The organism is Streptomyces sp. JH14, assembly GCF_029428675.1.
Classification (GTDB): domain Bacteria; phylum Actinomycetota; class Actinomycetes; order Streptomycetales; family Streptomycetaceae; genus Streptomyces.
The window spans coordinates 2,134,858-2,153,662 of sequence record NZ_JAJNEL010000001.1 but is presented as its reverse complement, the minus strand read 5'-3'; the positions used below and the strand labels follow the sequence as shown (position 1 = coordinate 2,153,662).

13 protein-coding genes are annotated in these 18,805 nt (G+C 68.8%); 9 read left to right on the top strand and 4 right to left on the bottom strand.

Annotated features, from left to right (window positions below):
• Window positions 1-105 precede the first annotated feature (105 nt).
• Together obgE and LRD69_RS09745 are read left to right on the top strand one after the other, a co-directional pair.
• The gene (gene obgE / locus LRD69_RS09750) at window positions 106-1,545 is read left to right on the top strand and encodes a GTPase ObgE (RefSeq protein WP_277326164.1); all 1,440 of its coding nucleotides are present in this window, start codon (window positions 106-108) and stop codon (window positions 1,543-1,545) included.
• A gap of 392 nt (window positions 1,546-1,937) precedes the next feature.
• The gene (locus LRD69_RS09745) at window positions 1,938-3,923 is read left to right on the top strand and encodes a glycosyltransferase (RefSeq protein ID WP_277326163.1); all 1,986 of its coding nucleotides are present in this window, start codon (window positions 1,938-1,940) and stop codon (window positions 3,921-3,923) included.
• 90 nt (window positions 3,924-4,013) lie between these two features.
• On the opposite strand, the gene LRD69_RS09740 is transcribed toward LRD69_RS09745, so the two are convergent.
• Together LRD69_RS09740 and LRD69_RS09735 are read right to left on the bottom strand one after the other, a co-directional pair.
• Window positions 4,014-7,595, bottom strand: coding sequence for a bifunctional glycosyltransferase/CDP-glycerol:glycerophosphate glycerophosphotransferase (locus tag LRD69_RS09740; protein WP_277326162.1), 3,582 nt, complete (start codon window positions 7,593-7,595; stop codon window positions 4,014-4,016).
• Between the two features lie 22 nt (window positions 7,596-7,617).
• Window positions 7,618-9,849: a bifunctional glycosyltransferase/CDP-glycerol:glycerophosphate glycerophosphotransferase gene (locus tag LRD69_RS09735; protein ID WP_277326161.1), complete on the bottom strand. Its 2,232-nt coding sequence runs from the start codon at window positions 9,847-9,849 to the stop codon at window positions 7,618-7,620.
• Between the two features lie 282 nt (window positions 9,850-10,131).
• Here LRD69_RS09735 and galE point away from each other — a divergent pair, with 282 nt between their 5' ends.
• Window positions 10,132-11,103 (top strand): UDP-glucose 4-epimerase GalE, encoded by a 972-nt coding sequence (gene galE, locus LRD69_RS09730; protein WP_277326160.1) that lies wholly within the window; start codon window positions 10,132-10,134, stop codon window positions 11,101-11,103.
• 118 nt (window positions 11,104-11,221) lie between these two features.
• Here galE and LRD69_RS09725 read toward each other — a convergent pair whose 3' ends face one another.
• A complete protein-coding gene (locus LRD69_RS09725; RefSeq protein ID WP_346771904.1) occupies window positions 11,222-11,536 on the bottom strand; it encodes a hypothetical protein in 315 nt (104 codons plus the stop codon).
• 119 nt (window positions 11,537-11,655) lie between these two features.
• Between LRD69_RS09725 and LRD69_RS09720 the strand changes: the two genes are divergently transcribed.
• From LRD69_RS09720 to rfbD, 3 genes are read left to right on the top strand one after another with little or no spacing between them, the layout of a single operon-like run.
• The gene (locus LRD69_RS09720) at window positions 11,656-12,726 is read left to right on the top strand and encodes a glucose-1-phosphate thymidylyltransferase (RefSeq protein ID WP_277326159.1); all 1,071 of its coding nucleotides are present in this window, start codon (window positions 11,656-11,658) and stop codon (window positions 12,724-12,726) included.
• A complete protein-coding gene (rfbB, locus tag LRD69_RS09715; RefSeq protein ID WP_277326158.1) occupies window positions 12,723-13,709 on the top strand; it encodes a dTDP-glucose 4,6-dehydratase in 987 nt (328 codons plus the stop codon). Before LRD69_RS09720 ends, rfbB begins: the two co-directional genes overlap by 4 nt.
• The gene (gene rfbD, locus LRD69_RS09710; protein ID WP_277326157.1) at window positions 13,706-14,602 is read left to right on the top strand and encodes a dTDP-4-dehydrorhamnose reductase; all 897 of its coding nucleotides are present in this window, start codon (window positions 13,706-13,708) and stop codon (window positions 14,600-14,602) included. Before rfbB ends, rfbD begins: the two co-directional genes overlap by 4 nt.
• 66 nt (window positions 14,603-14,668) lie before the next feature.
• Here rfbD and rfbC read toward each other — a convergent pair whose 3' ends face one another.
• Complete coding sequence (gene rfbC, locus LRD69_RS09705) at window positions 14,669-15,268, bottom strand: dTDP-4-dehydrorhamnose 3,5-epimerase (protein WP_277326156.1); 600 nt, start codon at window positions 15,266-15,268, stop codon at window positions 14,669-14,671.
• Window positions 15,269-15,615: 347 nt separating this feature from the next.
• On the opposite strand from rfbC, the gene proB reads away from it, so the two are divergent.
• The 3 genes from proB to LRD69_RS09690 all read left to right on the top strand — a co-directional run bounded on the left by proB (window position 15,616) and on the right by LRD69_RS09690 (window position 18,796).
• A complete protein-coding gene (gene proB, locus LRD69_RS09700) occupies window positions 15,616-16,722 on the top strand; it encodes a glutamate 5-kinase (protein ID WP_277326155.1) in 1,107 nt (368 codons plus the stop codon).
• A gap of 142 nt (window positions 16,723-16,864) precedes the next feature.
• The gene (locus LRD69_RS09695) at window positions 16,865-17,377 is read left to right on the top strand and encodes a hypothetical protein (RefSeq protein WP_277326154.1); all 513 of its coding nucleotides are present in this window, start codon (window positions 16,865-16,867) and stop codon (window positions 17,375-17,377) included.
• 135 nt (window positions 17,378-17,512) lie between these two features.
• A complete protein-coding gene (locus LRD69_RS09690) occupies window positions 17,513-18,796 on the top strand; it encodes a glutamate-5-semialdehyde dehydrogenase (RefSeq protein ID WP_277326153.1) in 1,284 nt (427 codons plus the stop codon).
• Window positions 18,797-18,805 lie beyond the last annotated feature (9 nt).

The following is an 18,805-nucleotide window of genomic DNA, read 5'->3' as shown; positions in this document are numbered from 1 at the left end:
CTCACTTCCCGTATGGGAAGCGGGTCCGCCTTTCGCGCGTTTCTCCTAGGAGAGACAGCATGAGCTTGAAACATTTCTGCATGTATGTAACTGGAGGTTTCCACCATGACCACCTTCGTGGACCGCGTCGAGCTGCATGTCGCCGCGGGTAACGGAGGCCACGGCTGTGCCTCCGTTCACCGTGAGAAGTTCAAGCCGCTCGGCGGCCCCGACGGCGGCAACGGCGGCCGTGGCGGCGATGTGACCCTGGTCGTCGACCAGGACATCACCACGCTCCTCGACTATCACCACCATCCTCACCGCAAGGCCACCAACGGTCAGCCCGGCGCGGGCGACCACCGCACCGGCAAGGAGGGCCAGGACCTCGTCCTGCCGGTCCCCGACGGCACGGTCGTGCTCGACAGGAACGGCAACGTGCTGGCCGACCTGGTCGGCCAGGGCACCACGTTCGTGGCCGGCCAGGGCGGCCGCGGCGGCCTCGGCAACGCGGCGCTCGCCTCCGCCCGCCGCAAGGCGCCCGGCTTTGCGCTGCTCGGCGAGCCGGGCGAGTTCCGGGACATCGTCCTCGAGCTGAAGACCGTCGCCGACGTCGCCCTGGTGGGGTACCCGAGCGCGGGCAAGTCCTCGCTGATCTCGGTCCTGTCCGCGGCCAAGCCGAAGATCGCCGACTACCCGTTCACCACGCTCGTCCCGAACCTGGGCGTGGTCACCGCGGGCAGCACCGTCTACACCATCGCCGACGTCCCGGGCCTGATCCCGGGCGCCAGCCAGGGCAAGGGCCTCGGCCTGGAGTTCCTGCGGCACGTCGAGCGCTGCTCCGTGCTCGTGCACGTGCTGGACACGGCGACGCTGGAGTCCGACCGTGACCCGGTCTCCGACCTCGACATGATCGAGGAGGAGCTGAAGCAGTACGGCGGTCTGGACGACCGGCCCCGCATCGTCGTTCTCAACAAGATCGACATCCCGGACGGCCAGGACCTCGCCGACATGATCCGCCCGGAGCTCGAGGGGCGCGGCTACCGCGTCTTCGAGGTCTCCGCCGTCGCTCACATCGGCCTCAAGGATCTCTCCTACGCGCTCGCCGGTGTGATCGCCGAGGCGCGCGCGGCCAAGCCGGTGGAGGAGGCGACCCGCATCGTCATCCGCCCGAAGGCCGTGGACGACGCGGGCTTCACCGTCACGTTGGAGGACGACGGCATCTACCGGGTGCGCGGCGAGAAGCCGGAACGCTGGGTGCGCCAGACCGACTTCAACAACGACGAGGCCGTCGGCTATCTCGCGGACCGGCTCAACCGCCTCGGCGTCGAGGACGAGCTGATGAAGGCCGGTGCCCGTGCCGGTGACGGCGTGGCCATCGGCGCCGAGGACAACGCGGTCGTCTTCGACTGGGAGCCGACCATGGCGGCGGGCGCGGAGATGCTCGGCCGGCGTGGCGAGGACCACCGTCTCGAAGCCCCGCGTCCGGCCGCTCAGCGCCGTCGCGACCGCGAGGCGGAGCGCGACGAGGCGGGCAAGGCCTACGAGGATTTCGACCCGTTCGCGTAAGGAGGGGGCCGGCCGAGCCCGGCGCCCCGTCCCGCTTCTTCTTGTCGCCCGGTCCCGGCCTCTGATCCAGGAGGCCGGGACCGGGCTTTCCCGTTGCTCCCGCGGGGCTCGGCCTCCGGGCGATTTATGCGGCTAACAGGAAAGCTGTGACTGTATGATCGGCAGGCTTTGCAGAAATACTCAAAAAAGATTCGCAGTGCGTACAACCCTCTGACGCCTCAGTGGGTCATGCCAGGCGAGGGGCACATGGGTGCGTCCTCAGCCAGGGGCGAGGGGAGCGCGGTCACGCGCGCACGAGGCTGCCCGGGGATCGCCGCGAGTCGCGGCCCTGCCGAAAGACGCTAGTGAAGATTTCTTTTCTGGTACGAGACCTGTGCCACATGGGCGGAGTCGTGAGCGCCACGCAGAACCTCGCGGGCGCACTCGCTGCACGACACCAAGTCGAGATCGTCGCCCTGCGCAAGGTGCGCGACGAGTCCTACTTCCCGCTCGACCCCAGGGTCTCCGTACGCGTGCTCACCGATCTGCGTCCGCACTCCCCGGTCTCCGATCTGGACAACCCGCTGATCGAGGTGTTCCCGAAGGTCTATCCGGTCGACCCGGCGGAGAAGAAGCCCGTGGTCAGCCGGCTCGCCGAGCTGCGGCTCCAGGAATTCCTGGCCACCACCGACGCGGATGTCGTGGTGAGCTCCAGCCCGCGGAACACGATCATGCTGTCGTACGCCAAGGGTGACTATCTGCGGGTCACGCAGGAGCACTCGATGCCCTCGATCTACGCGAAGTACTACCAGGGCCGGCTGTTCGAGGCGTATCACTCGCTGGATGCGCTCACCGCTCTCACGCCCGAAGAGGTCGAGAGCATCGGCAAGCAGGTGCCCGGCGTGCGCAACCGGCTCGCGGTCATGCCGAACTGCGTGCCCGCCGCCCCCGTGCAGTCCAAGAGCACCAACAAGGTCATCATCGCGGCCGGTCTCCTCAAGGAGAACAAGAACTTCGCGGCGGTCGTGGACGCCTTCGCGACCGTCGTCCGCAAGCGCCCCGACTGGCGACTGCGCATCTACGGCGGCGGTACGGAGAAGGCCAATCTGCGCCGGCAGATCGAGACGCTCGGCCTCCACAACACCGTGACGCTGATGGGCCCCGCAGCCCCGGTCTCCCCGGAGTTCAGCAAGGGCTCGATCTTCGTGCTCCCGTCCAAGCGGGAGGCGTTCGGCAACGTGATCGTCGAGGCGATGGCCGCGGGGCTGCCCGTGGTCAGCTTCGACGCCCACCACGGGCCGCGCAACATCATCACGAACGGCGAGGACGGCATCGTCGTTCCGCGCGGCGACACCGACGCGATGGCCGAGGCCATCCTCGAACTCGTCGAGGACGACGAGCGCCGCAAGCGGATGGGCGAGGCCGCCGTACGCGGAGCGGTGCGCTTCCACGAGCCCGCGAGCTGCGAGCGCTTCGAGGCGATCCTGCACGAGGCGTTCGCCCGCCGGGCGCTGCCCACGCAGGCCACCGCGCGGGTGGACGCCGAGGGGTCGGTCCACATCGAGGTCGGTGCGCTGCCCGAGGGCGTGCACCAGGCCGACGTGGTCTGCAGCCGGGTCGGGAAGCTGGACCAGGAGGAACGTTTTGCTCTGACGTCCGGGGGCGCCGCGGTGATTCCGTGGCGCGGCGGACTTCCGGCCGGGACCTGGGAGCTGTCCGTCCGCACGGCCGCGGGCCAGGAGGTACCGCTCCGTGTGGACGGTTACGGCGTGGACGCAAGAGATCTGCTGAACGTCGCGCTGCCGCGTGAGAACGGCGCTCCCGCCATGGAGCTGCTCCTGCCGTACCAGGGCGACAAGGACCGCCTCCGGATCCGCAGTGTGGTGCGCGACTCCCACGTGGAGGTCGACACGCTGATGGTCTCCACCGAGAGCGCCGAGATCGAGGCGAGCTACTGGGGTGGTGAGCTCGGCCGCGGCGCCGCGCTGGAAGCCGTGCACCGCAAGGACAAGAACCGGGTGCTGACCTTCCCCGTGTCTGCCGTGGAGGGCCGGCGGATCACCGCCCGGGTCGACTGCGGCCTGCTGGCCAAGGAGCACGAGGGGCCCGAGCAGATCTGGGACGTGTGGCTGCGGCCCGCCGAGGGCGCCGCCCGCGTCCAGCTGGGCAAGCTGGCCACCGATGTGCTGGAGCCCATCGGCGTGTTCACCTTCCCGCGGCCTCAGGTGCGTGTCCTGCCGGACCCCAAGCGCACCCTGCCCGCAAAGGTCGGCTCCCGGGTGAACCGCGCGCTGAACGGCGGCAAGCCCGCACCGCGCCCCGTCACCAAGGTCGAGATCAGGCCGTACTACACGGCTCTGTCGCAGCTCGCCTTCAAGACCGTGGACGTGGCGCCGTAACCTCCCGCGGTACACGGCAACAAAGGGTGCGGGCCCCGGAGGAAATCCTCCGGGGCCCGCACCCTTTGTTCTGTGCTCTCTCCTGTGCCGCTACTCGCTGTCCCTGAGCTCGTTCGCCTGCTCCAGCATGCGGTCGACGACCCGCTTCGACGCTGCGCCGTCGTCCAGGTCGCAGAACAGGTGGTGGAAGCGGTCGAAGCGCTCGCTGTACCGGGGCCAGACGGTGTCGATGTCCCGGATCGAGTCGATCAGCCCGGTCGACGTGCGGACCAGCGGACCGGGCGAGTCCTTCTCGAAGTCGAAGTAGAAACCGCGCAGGGTGTCGCGGTAGTGCTCCAGGTCGTACGTGAAGAACAGCATCGGCCGCTTGAGGTGCGCGTAGTCGAACATCACGGACGAGTAGTCGGTGATCATGATGTCCGAGGCCAGATACAGGTCGGCGATGTCCGGGTACTCGGAGACGTCCCAGACGAACCCGTTGCCGGCGCCCGGCACCTGGTCGACCACGTTGGAGTGGCGCCGGATCAGCAGGACGTGGTCGTCGCCCAGCCGGCGGCGGGCGTCCTCCAGGTCGAGACGGAGGTCGAAGGAGTACTGGCCGGCCCGGTGCGACTGGTCGTCACGCCAGGTCGGTGCGTACAGCACGACCTTCTTGCCCTCGGGCAGACCGATGCGCTCCCTGATCTCCTTGGCCAGCATCTCCCGCTCGGGGGAGTAGAGGTAGTCGTTGCGGGGATAGCCGGCTTCCAGGATCTCCCCGTCGTACGAGAAGGCGCGCTTGAGGATCGGCGTGCTGAAGCGGTTCGAGGAGACGAGCATGGACCAGTTCTTCGCCTCCAGTTCGAGGCGCTTCTGGTACTCCTTGTCGAAGTGGAGCGTGTCGATGTCGTGACCGATCTTCTTCAGCATCGTGCCGTGCCAGGTCTGGACGATGACCTGTCCGGGACGGCGGATCACCCACTCGGGGAGGTGGGCGTTGGTCACGATGTACTTGCTGGAGGCCAGCGCGTCGAACCACTCGGTGCCCCACATGCGGACCTTCTCGGCCGTCTCGGGGAGCTCGACCTGACCGTCGCGGACGGCCCACAAGTGCCTCAGGTCGTCGCCGCGGCGCACCAGTTCCTCGTGCATGGCGCGAGGGCTGTCCGAGTACTGCTTGCCGTTGTAGCTCAGGTAGAAGACCTGGTCGCGCAGCGGCTCACGGCACTTGGCCTCGTACACATCGCGGCGCAGCTGGGCCTGGCGGAACGGGCCGCGCTCCACATCGGCCAGCTCCGAACGGCAGTTGAGCTGCGGGAAGTCGTGCCAGCGCGCTTCCAGCCAGTACCGCCGGCCGCTCAGCAGCGTGTGCAGCGGGAACTGGTCCGTGGCGAGCCGGTCGATCACGAACTCGACGTCGGAGCCGTCGGTGGGACGCAGGAGGAAGTTCCAGCGGCCTGCCTTCAGCGGGATGGTGCCCTGGGCACCGCCACCGAGGGTCGACGGGTCGAAGGCGGCCTCGTACGTTCCGTCGGCCTGCCAGTCGATCGGGACGAAGCGCTCGTCGAAGCGCTCCTTGGCCTTCAGCACCAGCTCGGAACCGACCAGGTGGACGGGGGCCCGGCCGGAGATGACGATCCGGCCGTCCCGCTCGCCGACCTGGTGCATCACGGCACGCTCGGTCTGACCGCGGAACTTGAGGTAGCCGTTGTGACCGGCGATCACGGTCAGCTCGTGGCGTGAGGCCTGCGACCCCATGGACTCGGGGAGCTGGAACCGGGCGTCCTCGAGACCTTCCTGCACCACGGCGGTCAGACGGCGCGGATCGGACCCGTCCGTACCCGTGATCAGCAGGGCCGTGCCCCAGTTGCGCACGCGGGGCTGGGCGTGGTCCTCGGTGGCCTCGGAGGTCACGAGGGCGATGTCGGCGACCGGGACCGTCACCCGGAAGGCGGCTGTGCCGTCCGCGGACGGCTCGACGGTGACGGCGTACTGCCGGACCTCACCGCTTCCCTGGTTGGAGACCTCGAGCGTGACGGAGTCGGTGTCCCGTACCGGGGTACGGATCTCGCCGGTGACGACGATCTGATCGCCGTCCAGCTCACGCCCGGTGACCAGGGCCTTGACCCGCTCGATGCGCAGCTTGAGCGCGGCGCCCTCGACGCTCGGCAGCATCCGGAAGTTCTTGTCGAGCCAGGTGTACGGCGGGAAGTTGGCCGCGCTGCCGCCGTTCGACTGGATGCCCCTGCGGCGCAGCAGCCCGGAGGTCATCACCACCACACCGATGTGCCAGAGTCCCTCCTCCCACTGCCCGTTGTGGCGGAGCTTGGCCGGGTCGAGCGTGAACTCCCAGCCGGACCAGTCGTAGTTGTAGCGCTTCTGCCAGGTGTCGGACGTGCGGCCGGGCCGGTAGACGTTCTTCGCGGGGAAGATCAGCCGGCGGCGCGAACCGTCCTTCTTGAACTGGATGAACTTCGCGGTGCTGCGCCGGTTGGGGATGTCGATCTTGTCTATCCACGCGTCACCGGTGAGGACGAGCTTGTCGTCGTGCCATGTGACACCGACCAGGGGAGTCCTGAGGGCCAGGTCCTTGTCGATGCGCAGGGTCTTCTTGGAGAGAGTGACCCCGCTCCGCTCCAGGGCCTTGAAACCGGCGTACTTGCGTATGAAGCCGCTCACCTCGACCGGCTCACGCCGCCGCTGGTCGGCCAGCAGGTCGATCAGCTCGGGTATCGCACCCCGGCGCACCAGCGCGTACTGCACGCGCAGCTCGGCGGGCAGTTCGTCGAGGACCTGGGGGGCGACCTGTGCGAGGTACCGGTTCGCGGAGGCGAGGAAGGCCTCGCGGTACTCCTCGTCACCGTCCGGCACGACGTTGAGGAAGATCCGCAGATCGTCCCGGAGCACACGGGCGTCGTACTCGCGCTTGAACCTGGCCCACTTGGCACCGGGGTGTTCGGCGAGGAAGTTCGTCACCGACTCGCAGGCGGCGACACGGTCGCGGACGCCCTGCGGGTCGGTACGGCGCTGGGTGATCGAGGGCGCGGACTCGCCCTCGCGCAGCCGCCAGTAGTAGACGGGCTCGCCGATGAGGTCGATGGCCTCGGCCAGATAGTGGGCGCGCAGCACGACGGCGCTGTCCTCGTAGAGCACGCCTTCGGGGAAGGCGAAGCCGTGCTTGTTCCAGAAGGTGCGGCGGAACACCTTGTTGCACGAGATGCGGTCGGCGACGAGCTTGGGGTTCTCGGAGATGTGGGTGCGCTTGCGGGCCTCGCCGGCCAGCATCTTCATCAGCGGCACCTGCCAGGACCGTTCGCCCTTGAGGTGGAAGACATTCCCGGTGGCGAAGTCCGAACCGGTCTCGTCCAGGCTGGTGACCATCAGCCGGTAGGCGTCCGGCGGAATGACGTCGTCGCTGTCGAGGAACGCGAAGTACTCGCTCTCCTCGGACATGTGCGCCAGTCCTGCGTTACGGGCCGAGCCGAGGCCGCCGTTCTCCTTCGTCACCAGGCGGAAACGGGCGTCGCGCTCGGCGTACCGGGTGGCGATGGCCGCGGAGCCGTCGGTCGAACCGTCGTCGACCATGAGGACTTCCAGGTCGGTGAGCGTCTGCGTCGCCACGGAGTCGAGGCAGGCTTCGAGATACGCCTCGACGTTGTATATGGGCACGATGACACTGAGCCGGGGGGTCATGTCTTTCAGGATTCCTTTCGGGTCAGACCCGCTCGACCGGTTCGAGCGCCTGGGCTGGGGTGGGTGCCGGCTTGCGGTCGGCAAGCGGCACGACGGGAAGGAGGTTCTCCTCGCCCAGGAAGACTTTGCGGACGACGCGCTCCGCCGCGTGTCCGTCGTCGTAGTCGCAGAAGCGTTCACGGAACGCGCTGCGGAGAGCGGCGGCGCTCTCGCTGTGCCACTCGCCGGACCGGAGCGTCTCGGTGAGCTGCGCCTGGCTGGTCGCAACGGCGCCGGGGGGCTCGGCCATCAGATCGAAGTACGTACCGCGGACCACCTTGTAGGTGTCCCAGTCGTCGGCGAAGATCACGATCGGCCGGTCGAGATTCGCGTAGTCGAACATCGCCGACGAGTAGTCGGTGATCAGGGCGTCCGAGGCCAGGTAGAGGTCCTCGACGCGCTGGTGTGCCGACACATCGATGATGCGGCCGCTGGTCTGGAGCTCGGCCAGCCGGCCGTCCGGCTTGTAGAAGTAGTGACCGCGCACCAGGAGGGTGACGTCCTCACCCAGCTCTTCGGCGAGCCGTGACAGGTCGAGCCGCGGGGTGAACTCCTTCTGGTACTCGCGGTGGGTCGGCATGTAGAGGAAGACCCTGGCGCCGTCCTTGAGACCGAGCTCACGGCGGACCCGCGCCACATCCGCGGCAGTCGAGTTGATCAGGACGTCGTTGCGCGGATAGCCGGTCTCCAGGGAGGTGTACCGGCAGGGGTACACCCGCTCCCACACGGTGGTCGAGAAGCGGTTGGCCGAGAGGCTGTAGTCCCAGCGGTCACATCGCGTGAGCAGGTCCTCGAAGTCCATGTTCGTGGAGGCCGGGAAGTTCATCTGGTCGAGCCCCATGATCTTCAACGGGGTGCCGTGATGCGTCTGCAGATGGATCTGGCCCTCGCGCTTGACCACCGCATTGGCGAAGTTCACGTTGTTGACCAGGTACTTGGCGCGCGCCACCGCCGTCCAGTACGCACGGGAGCCCAGGACCGCCACCTCGACGCCCTTGGGCACCTGGCTCACCTGGTCGGCCCTCACCGCCCAGACCCGGCGCATGTGCGGGGCCAGTCGGGCCAGTTCGGCGTCGATGGCCGCGGGGTTGCAGGAGTAACCGCGGCTCCAGTAGGCGGAGAACACCGCCAGGTTCTCGTCGATCCCCAGCCTCAGCTGGGACTGGTAGAACATCCCCATGGCGGCGCGCTTGGCACGGCCGACGCGCTCGCGGTTGCGCAGGGCGGACCGGTTGCGCAGTCGGCGGGCCCGGGTGGCGGTGGCCAGCGCCGGGTAGGAGCCCATGCCCAGCAGCGCGTACTTGTGGCCGCGGCCGCCCGGGGGGCGTACGAAGCCCTCCGGCAGCCTGCGCTTGTAGTCCGTGGACGCGCGGTGGAAGAACTCGGACCGTGCGTCGCGCGGCAGCCGGCCCGGCTTCTCCATGATGGTCAGATAGTGGTCGGCCATTTTCCGGAAGAGCGCCGGGCGCCACTGGTCGAGCTCGGGGCGTGCGTCCAGATAGGCAAAAACACGGTCGTACTGGTCGAACACATCGAAGTGCTTGCGACTGACGGTACGGAGGATGTTGCCGCCCTCACGCCGCTGTCGATACAGGACGCAGGTGCGGTCGAGCACCGCCAGACGGTCCGCGGCTATCAGCGTCGAGTACGTCCAGGGGGCGTCCTCGTAATAACCGGGCGGGAACTGGAAGCCGTGCTGTGTGACGAAGTCGCGCCGGTAGGCCTTGTTCCACACGATCTGCAGCAGATCCAGCAGCTCCGGCCGGTCCGCCAGCGAGAAGACCGCGGGGCCGGTCTCGGCGAGCAGGCTGGCGCGCTGGTTCGGCAGGCGCCGGCCGTCCCAGTAGGCGCGCGTGTAGTCGAAGATCAGGACGTCGGGATCGTCCGTCGTCTCGAGCCGCCGTGCGATGGCGCTCAGAGAGCCGGGTTCAAGGGTGTCGTCGCTGTCGAGGAACAGCAGATAGTCACCGGTCGCCTGCTCGATGCCGACGTTGCGGGCGCGGCCCAGCCCCACGTTCTCGCTCAGATGCAGGACACGCACACGACTGTCTCGACTGGCGAACTCGTCCATGATGTCGCCGGAACCGTCCGGCGAGCAGTCGTCCACGGCGACGATCTCGAAGTCGGTGAAGTCCTGCTGCAGTACGGAGTCGAGGCACTCCCGAATGTACCCCTGCACGTTGTAGGCAGGCACGATGAGTGTCAGTCGAGGCATCCTTCACCAGTCCTGAAAGCTGTCGAGGGTTCGTGTGCCGGCGCCGATTCCGCACCGCTGAACGACGGGGCGGCGCCCGAGCACCTCGACAGCGTAGTTGATCGCCGTCGGCTCACCGTGGCCCTGAGTTCGCCCGGGCTTCACCTTTGGGCGTTCGTCCCGGCATCCCCTCGATGAACGGGTTCATGGAATTATAGTACAAAAGGTCCTATTTGCTCGGCCCTATTTCTCCTGCACGTAGAGTGAAGGCGACGGTATGACCTCGTACAGGGAGACGCGTAAATGGCCTGGATGGTTACAGGTGGGGCGGGATACATCGGCGCACACGTCGTGCGCGCCATGCTCGCGGGCGGTCAGCAGGTCGTCGTGTACGACGACCTGTCGACGGGAAGCGCCGAGAAGGTGCCCGCAGGGGTGCCCCTGGTGACCGGCAGCGTGCTCGACCGGCAGGCGCTCGACGCCGCGATCCGCGACCACGGAGTGACAGGTGTGGTGCACGTCGCGGCAAAGAAGCAGGTGGGCGAGTCCGTCGAGCGGCCGCTCCACTACTACCGGGAGAACGTGACGGGGCTGCAGACGCTGCTGGAGAGCATGGTCGCTGCGGGCGTCGACCGGCTGGTGTTCTCCTCGTCCGCCGCCGTCTACGGCATGCCCGATGTGGACCTCGTCACAGAGGACACCCCCTGTATGCCGATGAGCCCGTACGGCGAGACGAAGCTCGTCGGTGAATGGCTGATCCACGCAGCCGCCCGGGCCCACGGCCTGCGCTGCGCCTCGCTGCGCTACTTCAATGTCGCGGGCGCCGCCTCCCCGGAACTCGCCGACACCGGGGTGTTCAATCTCATCCCGATGGTCTTCGAGCGGCTGGAAGCCGGTGAGGGCCCGAGGATCTTCGGCGACGACTACGAGACCCCCGACGGCACCTGCATCCGTGACTACATCCACGTGGAGGACATCGCCTCCGCGCACCTGGCGGCCGCACGCCGGCTCGACGGGGCCGAGAGCGGCACCGACCTCACGCTCAACATCGGCCGCGGTGAGGGCAGCTCCGTGAAGGAGATGGTCGACCGGATCCTCAAGGTGACCGGCCGAGGCGACCTCACCCCCGAGGTGACGCCCCGCCGTCCCGGCGACCCGGCACGTGTGGTCGCCGGAGCCGACCGGATCCGGGCGGAGCTGGGCTGGTCGGCGACGTACGGAGTGGACGAGATGATCGACTCGGCGTGGCAGGGCTGGCTCCACCACCATGCATAGGTTCCATCACCCCGCGTAGCCTCCGACGCCGCGCGTGACCAGGAGCAACGACGAAGGGGCCCGCAGGCATGCAGGCCCCTTCGTCGTTCGTCGTCCTGCCGGTGCGCCGGGCAGGCGGTTACGCCTGGTGCAGCGACGTCGAGGACTCTCCCGCCACGGCCGCCCCCGCCTTCTCTTCCTCGGCCCCGCGTTGCGTCGGGATCAGCGACAGCAGCCGCTGCTCCATGCGCGCGCGATGATCGTCCGCCGCCGCGCACAGACTGCGTGCCGCCTCGCTGAAGCGCACCGCCGACGGCGGATCCGAGGGGCCGAGCAGACGTAGCTTCAGCTCCGCACGGGCCCGGACGTACGGGGCCTGCGCGGACGGTCGTTTCGCAAGCGTCTGCCACTGTGGAAGAAATGTGCGAGTCCGGGAAACGATGCCGGACGTCAACCGGGCGCATCTCGATTCCGAGAGCCTATTTTGCTGCAGAACGGACAATGATTCTCAGTAAAATCACCTCGAAGGTCGCGACCGCGACATGACCGGCATCTCGCCATTGGGCAGGAAAAATGAAAGCTCTCGTACTTTCCGGTGGGGCCGGCACCCGCCTCCGTCCCATTACGCACACCTCGGCCAAACAACTGGTCCCCGTGGCGAACAAGCCGGTCCTGTTCTACGGCCTGGAAGCCATCGCGGAGGCCGGTATCACCGAGGTCGGCATCATCGTGGGAGACACGGCCGAGGAGATCCGGGAGGCGGTCGACGACGGATCCCGGTTCGGCATCGATGTCACCTACATCCCGCAGGCCGAGCCGCTCGGACTGGCGCACGCCGTGCTGATCGCCCGTGACTTCCTGGGCGGCGACGACTTCGTCATGTACCTCGGTGACAACTTCATCGTCGGCGGGATCACCGGCCTGGTCGACGCGTTCCGTGCGGACCGGCCCGAGGCGCAGATCCTGTTGACCCAGGTGCCCGACCCGGCCTCCTTCGGCGTCGCCGAACTCGACGCCGAAGGCAGGGTGGTGGCCCTGGAGGAGAAGCCGAGGAAGCCCAAGAGTGATCTGGCGCTCGTCGGCGTCTACCTCTTCACCCCCGCGATCCACGAGGCGGTGCGCGCCATCGCACCGTCCTGGCGGGGTGAGCTGGAGATCACCCACGCCATCCAGTGGCTGATCGACCAGAAGCGCGACGTGCGCTCCACCACGATCCGCGGGTACTGGAAGGACACCGGCAACGTCACCGACATGCTGGAGGTCAACCGGACGGTGCTCGAGACCGTCGAGCCGTCCGTCGAGGGCGCCGACGTCGATGACGAGAGCGAGATCATCGGCCGCGTCCGGATCGAGGCCGGCGCCAAGGTCAGCGGCAGCAGGATCGTCGGCCCCGCGATCATCGGCGCCCGCTCGGTGATCAGTGACGCGTACGTCGGTCCGTTCACCTCTGTCTCGGAGGACTGCCGGATCGAGGACAGCGAGATCGAGTACTCGATCGTCCTGCGGGGCGCCTCGATCGACGGTGTCCGCCGTGTCGAGGCCTCGCTCATCGGCCATGACGTCGAAGTGACTCCGGCGCCCCGCTCCCCGTCCGCCCACCGACTCGTGCTCGGCGACCACAGCAAGGTGCAGATCTCCTCATGACCACCCGCATCCTGGTGACCGGCGGGGCCGGATTCATCGGCTCGCACTACGTCCGTACGGTGCTCGGCCCGCAGGGACCCGCCGACGTCGCCGTCACCGTCCTCGACAAGCTCACCTACGCGGGCAACCCGGCCAACCTCGACGAGGTCCGCGACCACCCCGGCTTCGCCTTCGTGCAGGGCGACATCTGCGATCCGGAACCGGTCGCCGAACTGATGGCCGGCCACGACCAGGTGGTGCACTTTGCCGCGGAGTCCCATGTGGACCGCTCCATCGACGGCGGTGCCGAGTTCGTCCGCACGAACGTCGTGGGCACCCACACCCTGGTCCACGCCGCGCATCTGGCGGGCATCGAGACCTTCGTGCACATCTCCACCGACGAGGTATACGGCTCGATCGACGAGGGCTCCTGGCCCGAGACCGACCCGCTGGCGCCCAACTCCCCCTACTCGGCGTCCAAGGCGTCCAGCGACCTGATCGCCCTCTCGTACCACCGCACGCACGGCCTCGACGTACGCGTGACCCGCTGCTCCAACAACTACGGGCACCATCACTTCCCCGAGAAGGTCATCCCGCTCTTCGTCACGAACCTGCTGGACGGCAAGCCGGTCCCGCTGTACGGCGACGGCGCCAACGTCCGTGACTGGCTGCACATCGACGACCATGTGCAGGGCATCGAACTGGTCCGCACGAAGGGCCGCGCCGGCGAGGTCTACAACATCGGCGGCGGCACCGAACTGTCCAACAAGGAACTCACCGGACTGCTGCTGGACGCCTGTGGCGCCGACTGGGACACCGGTGTCACGTACGTCGAGGACCGCAAGGGTCACGATCTGCGGTACTCCGTCGACTGCACGAAGATCCGCGAGGAGCTCGGCTACGAGCCCCGCAAGGACTTCCGTACCGGCCTCGCCGAGACCGTGCAGTGGTACCGCGACCACCGTGCCTGGTGGGAGCCGCTGAAGGAACGGGCCGCCCTGTGAGCGGCGTCTGGCTGGTCACCGGAGCCGCCGGGATGCTCGGCCGGGACGTCCTGGCCCGGCTCGCCGATGAGCCCGTCACCGCGGTCGCCGCGGACCGCGCGGCCCTCGACATCGCCGACCCCGCCGCGGTGCGGGCCGCCTTCGCGCACCACCGCCCTGCTGTGGTGGTGAACTGCGCCGCCTGGACCGCCGTCGACGACGCCGAGTCCCGGGAGCCGGCGGCGCTGCGGGTCAACGGCACGGGCCCCGGGGTCCTCGCCGCGGCCTGCCGTGCGCACGGCGCCGTGCTCCTCCACGTCTCCACCGACTACGTCTTCGCGGGGGACGCCGGGAAGCCGTACCCGGAGGACGCCGCCACCGGGCCGCGCAGCGCCTACGGCCGGACCAAACTGGCCGGCGAACGCGCGGTGCTCGACACCCTTCCGGACACCGGCTACGTCGTCCGCACCGCCTGGCTGTACGGCGCGGGCGGCCCCAACTTCGTCCGTACGATGATCAAGCTGGAGGCCGTCAAGGACACCCTCGACGTGGTCGACGACCAGCGCGGGCAGCCCACCTGGACCGCTGATCTGGCCGACCGTCTCGTCCGGCTCGGACGGGCCGCCCTCGCAGGCACCGCGCCCGCCGGCATCTACCACGGCACCAGTGGCGGCGAGACGACCTGGTTCGGCTTCACCCGGGAGATCTTCCGGCTGCTGGGGGCCGAACCGGCGCGTGTACGGGCCACCACCAGTGACGCCTTCGTCCGGCCCGCTCCGCGGCCCGCGTTCAGCGTGCTCGGACACGACCGCTGGGCGGCGGCCGGGATGGCGCCGGTCCGCGACTGGCGGGAGGCGCTGGAAGAGGCGTTCCCGGCCCTGTGCGCAGCGGAACGGCGCGGCACGTCCCGATGATTCCGGCCCTTGAACCTGGCTGAATTCCATGGCGGGTTCACCCCTGCCGCACCGTCCCGGGGAGGGTCAGCCCCTGGCGCGCAGCTCCGCGTAGTACGCCTGGCAGGCCTCGTACGACGGCAGCAGCCCCTGCGCCTCGGCCTCGGCCAGCGAGGGTGCGTGGGCGTCCTTGTCGGAGAGCAGTGGTGTGATGCCCTCGGGCCATTCGATGCCCAGCGCGGGGTCGAGCGGATGGATGCCGTGTTCACGGCCGGGTGCGTAGCCCTCGGAGCACAGGTAGACGACTGCGGCGTCATCGGTCAGCGCCATGAAGGAATGACCGAGCCCCTCGGCGAGGTAGACGGCGTGATGCACCACGTCATCGAGACGTACGGCCTCCCACTGCTTGTACGTGGGGGAGCCGACCCGGATGTCCACGATGACGTCGAGCACCACGCCGCGTACGCAGGTGACGTACTTGGCCTGGCTCGGCGGCACATCGGCGAAGTGGATGCCGCGCAGGGTGCCCCGGCTGGAGATCGAGAAATTGGCCTGTGCCAGCTGCAGACCGTGCCCCGTGGCGTCGTCGAGATCGGACTTCCTGAACCACTCGTGGAAACTTCCACGACTGTCCGGAAAGAGCTTGGGCTCATGCACCCAGGCCCCGGGGAAGGAGAGCTGCCGCATGCGATCACATCCTTGTTCGGGTGCGTGAGACGGACCGGAATGGCGGCAGTCAATTTATCGGGAATTGCCACGGTTCACGGCTCCCGTGAATGCGTTGTGGGCAGTCATCTGGAATGTGTAAATCATTTGATTCGGCTGTCCCGATCGCGCCACCCGTCGGCGCATCGGCCATGGCTCCGGAGCCGGAAAGGGAAAACGGGGGTCCGATTACCGGGAACAGCTGTCCGGTCCGGGGGCCCGCCCCGCTCACGTACCCTGACGGCCAGGCAGGCGCTGCCGAGGACGATCAAGACGGCGACGAAGACGACGAGGACGCAGACGTGCACGTGGCAGGGGCAAGGCAGGGCGTGACCGAAGCGCGCAGGATCGTGATCAAGGTCGGTTCCTCGTCACTGACCACCGCCGCCGGCGGCCTCGACGCGGACCGCGTCGACGCGCTCGTCGACGTGCTCGCCAAGGTCAGGAGCGGCGGCGAGAAGGAGATCGTCCTGGTCTCCAGCGGCGCCATCGCCGCCGGGCTCGCCCCGCTCGGCCTGCACCGCAGGCCCCGGGACCTGGCCAGGCAGCAGGCCGCCGCCAGCGTCGGCCAGGGGCTGCTCGTCGCCCGCTACACCGCCTCCTTCGCGCGTTACGGCGTACGCGTCGGCCAGGTGCTGCTCACCAGCAACGACACCAGCCGCCGTGCCCACTACCGCAACGCCTACCGCACCCTCGACCAGCTCCTGGAGATGGGCGCGCTCCCGATCGTCAACGAGAACGACACCGTCGCCACCGACGAGATCCGGTTCGGCGACAACGACCGGCTCGCCGCGCTCGTCGCCCATCTCGTCCGCGCCGATCTGCTCGTCCTCCTCTCCGATGTGGACGGCCTCTACGACGGCGACCCCAGCACCCCCGGCACCTCGCGCATCGCCGAAGTGGCCGGCCCGGCCGACCTGGCCGGTGTCACGATCGGCAGCGCAGGGAAGGCGGGCGTCGGCACCGGCGGCATGGTCACCAAGGTCGAAGCGGCCAGGATCGCCACGGCCGCAGGGGTGCCCGTCGTCCTCACCTCCGCGAGCCGCGCCGCCGACGCCCTCGCGGGACGCGACACCGGTACGTACTTCCACCGCACCGGGCGCCGCTCGGCGGACCGACTGCTCTGGCTGGCCCACGCGTCCACCCCGCAGGGTTCCCTGACCCTCGACGACGGGGCCGTGAAGGCCGTCGTCGAACGCCACAGCTCCCTGCTGCCGGCCGGGATCGCCGCCGTGGAGGGCGACTTCGCCGCAGGAGACCCGGTGGAGCTGCGCGATCTCCAAGGCCGCCCCGTGGCCCGAGGGCTCGTCAACTTCGACGCCAAGGAGATCCCGCAGCTGCTCGGCCGGTCCACCCGTGAGCTGGCGCGCGAGCTCGGGCCGGAGTACGAACGCGAGGTCGTACACAGGGACGATCTCGTTCTCCTGCACCGCTGACCGGCCCCTGAAACGGCTGAAAGTCCGGACTTCGGGCAGAGAGCTTCATGAAAACCGCCCCACGCCCGGCCCCGGGCTGGTCAACTTTGTAACGGGGACACAGCGGGGTACAGCACAGCAACGCATTCACAGGAGGCCGCCGGTGAGACGAGCGCGCCCGGGGGCGTCGCCCCGAGGAACGGGTGGCCGCGCCCTGACCAGCGTCGGAGCAGGTGTCGGCTTCGACGAGGAGCGGTCCGCGGACCGCACCGTCGACCGGACCACCGACGACGCCACCGGCCCCGAGCAGGTGGCGGCGAAGGAGGAACGCACCCGGTCGAAGCTGTGGCACATCACGCTCAGCGTCTCGGGTACCGAGACGCCGCTGAAGGAGGTCAGACGCGGACTCGAACAGCTCGCGAACGACCACCCCTTTCTCCTGACCAGCCGGTACGCCAACGACCACGCGGAAATCCGCTACTGGGAAGAGGCACGGGATCTGCACGACGCGGCGGCGGTCGCCCTGCGGCTGTGGGGCGAGCACCGCTCCAGCGCGAAGCTGCCGCCCTGGGAGATCGTCGGCCTCGAGGTCATCGACCGGGAGACGTACCACCTGCGCATCGCCGAGGGGCACGGGCCGCCACCGGCGGCACCGGTCGGCGTGCACCCGTACTGACCGGCCGGACCGGTCGCCCGGTTCAACCCACGGCTCCGTGCCGCCGCTTCCACCGGTCCGGCGCGGCCTGGGACGGCCGTCTCGCATCACGGGATACGTGAGGGATGCCCGCTGTGTGCGCACTACCCTGCGGGCATGACCACGCTTTCGCCGTACGACAACATGTCCCCGATCGCCCAGGCCGCCTACCGGGCACGCTCCGCCGCCACCGACATCGCGCCACTGCCGCGCGCGGCGAAGGACGACGCGCTGCTGGCGATCGCGGACGCGCTCGAGGTGCGGACGGCCGAGATCGTCACGGCCAACGCCGAGGACGTCGCGCGCGCCCGGGAGGCCGGGACCAGCGAGTCGATCATCGACCGGCTCACCCTCACCCCCGAGCGGGTCCGGGCCATCGCCGCCGATGTCCGGGACGTGGCGGCGCTGCCCGACCCGGTCGGCGAAGTGGTGCGCGGTTCGACCCTCCCCAACGGCATCGACCTGCGCCAGGTCCGGGTGCCGCTCGGCGTGGTCGGGATCATCTACGAGGCCCGTCCCAATGTGACGGTGGATGCCGCGGCGCTCTGCCTGAAGTCGGGCAACGCCGTTCTGCTGCGCGGATCGTCCTCCGCGTACGCCTCCAACACCGCACTCGTGCGGGTGCTGCGTGACGCGGTCGGCGGCGCCGGGCTGCCGGCCGACGCGGTGCAGCTGGTGCCGGGCGAGAACCGCGACTCGGTACGGGAACTGATGCGGGCCCGCGGCCTCGTCGACGTACTGATCCCGCGCGGCGGCGCCTCCCTGATCCGCACCGTCGTCGAGGAGTCGACCGTCCCGGTCATCGAGACCGGCACCGGCAACTGCCATGTCTACGTGGACGCGCAGACCGACCTCGCCATGGCCGTCGACATCCTGATCAACTCCAAGGCCCAGCGGCCGAGCGTCTGCAATTCCGCCGAGACGCTGCTGGTCCACAAGGACATCGCCGCGGAGTTCCTGCCCCGGGCCCTGGACGCGCTGGCCGAGGCCGGGGTGACGGTCCACGGCGACGAGCGGGTGCTGGAGTACGCCGAGGGGTCCAAGGCCACCGTCGTGCCCGCGACGCCGGACGACTGGGAGACCGAGTACCTCTCGTACGACATCGCGGCCGCCGTCGTCGAATCGCTGGACGCGGCCGTCGCCCACATCCGCCTCTGGTCGTCCGGTCACACCGAGGCGATCGTCACCACCTCGCAGGCCGCCGCCCGCCGGTTCACCCAGCTGGTCGATTCCACGACGGTCGCCGTAAATGCATCCACCCGGTTCACCGACGGCGGGCAGTTCGGATTCGGCGCGGAGATCGGGATCTCCACCCAGAAGCTGCACGCCAGGGGCCCGATGGGGCTGCCGGAGCTGACGTCGACGAAGTACATCGTGACCGGAGACGGTCACGTACGGTGATCTTCGGTA